We start from the raw sequence: 2,947 nt of genomic DNA, 5'->3' as shown, positions 1-2,947 counted from the left end.
CCCCCCCCCCCCCCCCCCCCCCCCCCCCCCCCCCCCCCCCCCCCCCCCCCCCCCCCCCCCCCCCCCCCCCCCGGCGGGGGGGGGGGGGGGGGGGGGGCCGGGGAGCACCGGCCGGGGCGGGGCTGGGAGTCGGCCGGTGGTTGCGGGGCCGCGGGTGTGGCGCGGCGGTTGCTGCACGGCAGGCGTTGCGCGGCAGCGTCGTAACCGCCGCTACTGACCCGCGGTGCGGCGGCGCATCCGGGTTGCCACGGCGCCCGCGCCGATGAGCAGGGCGCCGCCGCCCGCGACGGTCGCGACGAGTGCGGCGCCGCCGAGGCCGGAGGAGGACGAGGCGTCCGCGGCGGTGGTCTGGGCCTTCGCCGGGGCCGCCGGGGCCGCCTGCTCGGCCATCGGGGCGGACTGCTCGGCGGCGTTGCCGTAGCCGCCGAACTGGCCGTTGCGCTGGTACGCCGAGCCGGGCAGCTTGTCGCCGTACGCCTCGTGCACCCGGTCCTGATAGGCGGCGACGGTGGTGCCGCGGGTACCGACGGCGTCCCGGGCCGCCTTGTTGAGCGGCAGCACCCGGTCGCCGTCCAGCGCGTACCAGGCGGCTATCTGCGGTTCGGTGAAGACCAGGTCGCCCGCGGTCTTGCGGCCGAAGCTGACCTCGTCGGTGCCGGAGATGACGTTGGCCACCGTCCACTGCCGCGTCTTCGCGTCCCGTACGGTCCACACGGTGGCGGCGGCGCCGGAGGACGAGCGGGCCTCGGACGCCAGGTAGGCGAACTCGGCGACCGGCGTGGACGCCTTGCCCGTGCCGCGGACGAAGTCCGGGTTGAGCGAGTAGACCGGGACGGTCGAACCGACCAGCTTCGGCGCCTGCCGGGCGGCCTCGCCGCGGGTGACCTGCGCGTTCAGCGTGTCCTTACCCTTGGCCTGCTGCCGCTGCTCCAGTCTGACGAAGAAGGACGCGATGCGGTCCGTGGTGTCCTGGCTGGTCAGCGTCTTGGTGGCGGCTGCCTGATCGGCGCCGGAGACGGCCGCGGGTGCGGCCGGTCGCGGGCCCTGGTCGGCGGCGGACGCCGCGGGCGCAAGCAGGACAAGGGCGCCGACGCCCGCGGCGAGCGAGGCGCCGCCGAGCCCGCTGAGCCGGCGCACCGCGCCGGGCTGCCGGGGGCCGCTGGCGGCGGGTGTCTGGGAACGGGTCGGGTGGGAACGGGTCAGGTCCGTCATGGCGCTCACTTCTCCCCGTACAGCGACTCGGCCCAGCGGAACTGGCCATTGCTGACAAAGCTCTGGTAGTTCATCTCGCCGTACCGGGCGCTGCTCGGCCACGGGTCGGCGTACATCAGCGTCCGGCGGCTCGCGTCGTACCCGTACAGCACGCGGGCGTGGCCGCCGCCTGAGGTCCAGTAGATGCCGACCTCGACGGGCGAGTTGGCGTCGATGGTCTGCTGGACCGTCTGGAACGGCAGGGTGCCGGTGGTGCGGCCCGGGTCCATGCCGAGCCGGGACCAGGAACGCTGCACGTCGGAGAGGTAGCCGGGCCGGTTCGGGCACGGCGAGGTGGTGGGCAGGCCGCGGGCGTAGGTGCAGAACGTGTTCTGCGAGGTGTCCTGGCCGCGCCCGAGGTAACGCGCGATGGACAGGCCGGTGGCGACCCAGCACCACTGGTCCTGGCTCTGCACCAGCTCGTTGAAGGAGAGCTGGGCCGATGCCGTGACGCCGCTGGTGGCGGCGGTGGAGTTGATGCCGGCGGCCTGGGTGGTGCTGCTGGCGCTCGTGCTGCTGGTGGCGTGCGCGGGGGCCGGCGCCGCGGTGGCCGTACCGGCGAGCGGCGCCGCCAGACAGGCGGCAGCGGCCACGCCGCTGACGGCCACGGCAAGCCGCCTGCTTCTCATCGGAGCGGCGGCGTCCTGCTCCGCCGCGGCTGCGGCGCCCACGGGCGCCCGGTGTTTCCGCAGAACCATCGTGTTCTCCTTCTCACCCGCCGCGCGGGGGCGCCGGGCGATCTCGGGGGAGGTGAGCGGGTGGTACGGGGTGGTGCGGTACGGGGTGGTGCGGTACGGGGTGACGCGCAGGGGTGGTGCGCGTGGTGCGCGTGGTGCGCGTATTGGGTTGCGTGCGCGATGTGGTGCGCGCGTACGGGGTGGGGTGCGCGTACGGGGTGGGGTGCGCGTACGGGGTGTGGTGCGGGTACGGCCCGTGGTGCGCCCGCCCCGGGGTGGGGGGGGGGGGCCCGGGGGGGGGCGGGCGGGCCGGCCCGGGCCCCCCCGGGCGGGCCCCCCCCCGGGCCGCCCCGGGGGGGGCCCCCGGCGGGGCGGGGGGGGGGGGGGGGGGGGGGGGGGGGGGGGGGGGGGCCCCGCCGCGGGGGGGGGCCCGCCCGGCGGGGGGGGGCCCGGGCGGGCCGGACCGGGCCACCTCGGTCGGGCCCGCCGCCGTGCCGCCCCGTTGGATCGCCCGGCTGTGCACGGAGCGGCGGTGGGCGGGTGGGGGCGGCAGAGGGTTACGGCCCTGGGGTGCGGCCGGGGCGGCGGGCGCGCACGGCGCGGCGCGGTGCCGGGATGCGTGGGTGAGTGTGGGGAGTTGGAGAGTCGGAGAGTTGGGGGGTGTGGGTGGGTGCGGGGTGAGGTGCTGGGTGGGGGCGGCGGTGGGACGGCGTGGGGTGTCGCCGTGGTGCGGGTGCGCCGCGTGGGGCACAGCGCGGGGGGGGCAGGCACGGGTGTCGGGCCCGTGGAGTGCGTCCGTACGCGCCGCGTGGGGGCGCGGCGCAACGGTGGGGCCTGCGGTACGGGTGCGCCGCATGGGGTGCGGCGCGGGTTGTCGCTCGTGGTGCCCCCGGACGCGCCGCGTGGGGTGCGGCGGGGGGGCCGGGCCCCGGGTAGGGGGGGGGGGGGGGGGCCCCCGGCGGCGAGGGGGGGGGGGGGGCGGACCCCCGCGGGGGGGCGGGGGGGGGGCCGCCCCCCCC

The 2,947-nt window shown here is 78.7% G+C and carries 3 protein-coding genes; all 3 read right to left on the bottom strand.

All coding sequences use genetic code 11. The features are described 5' to 3' along the window. Positions 1-210: 210 nt before the first annotated feature. The 3 genes from AAHZ94_RS31920 to AAHZ94_RS31910 are packed head-to-tail and all read right to left on the bottom strand — an operon-like array spanning position 211 to position 2,451. Complete coding sequence (locus AAHZ94_RS31920) at positions 211-1,212, bottom strand: hypothetical protein (protein ID WP_349997200.1); 1,002 nt, start codon at positions 1,210-1,212, stop codon at positions 211-213. Between the two features lie 5 nt (positions 1,213-1,217). Then, the gene (locus tag AAHZ94_RS31915) at positions 1,218-1,949 is read right to left on the bottom strand and encodes a papain-like cysteine protease family protein (RefSeq protein WP_349997199.1); all 732 of its coding nucleotides are present in this window, start codon (positions 1,947-1,949) and stop codon (positions 1,218-1,220) included. A 13-nt stretch (positions 1,950-1,962) separates the two neighbouring features. Further along, positions 1,963-2,451, bottom strand: coding sequence for a hypothetical protein (locus AAHZ94_RS31910; RefSeq protein ID WP_349997198.1), 489 nt, complete (start codon positions 2,449-2,451; stop codon positions 1,963-1,965). Positions 2,452-2,947 lie beyond the last annotated feature (496 nt).

Origin of the sequence: Streptomyces sp. HSW2009, assembly GCF_040240285.1 — a bacterium.
Classification (GTDB): domain Bacteria; phylum Actinomycetota; class Actinomycetes; order Streptomycetales; family Streptomycetaceae; genus Streptomyces.
This window is presented reverse-complemented; position numbering and strand designations above follow the sequence as displayed.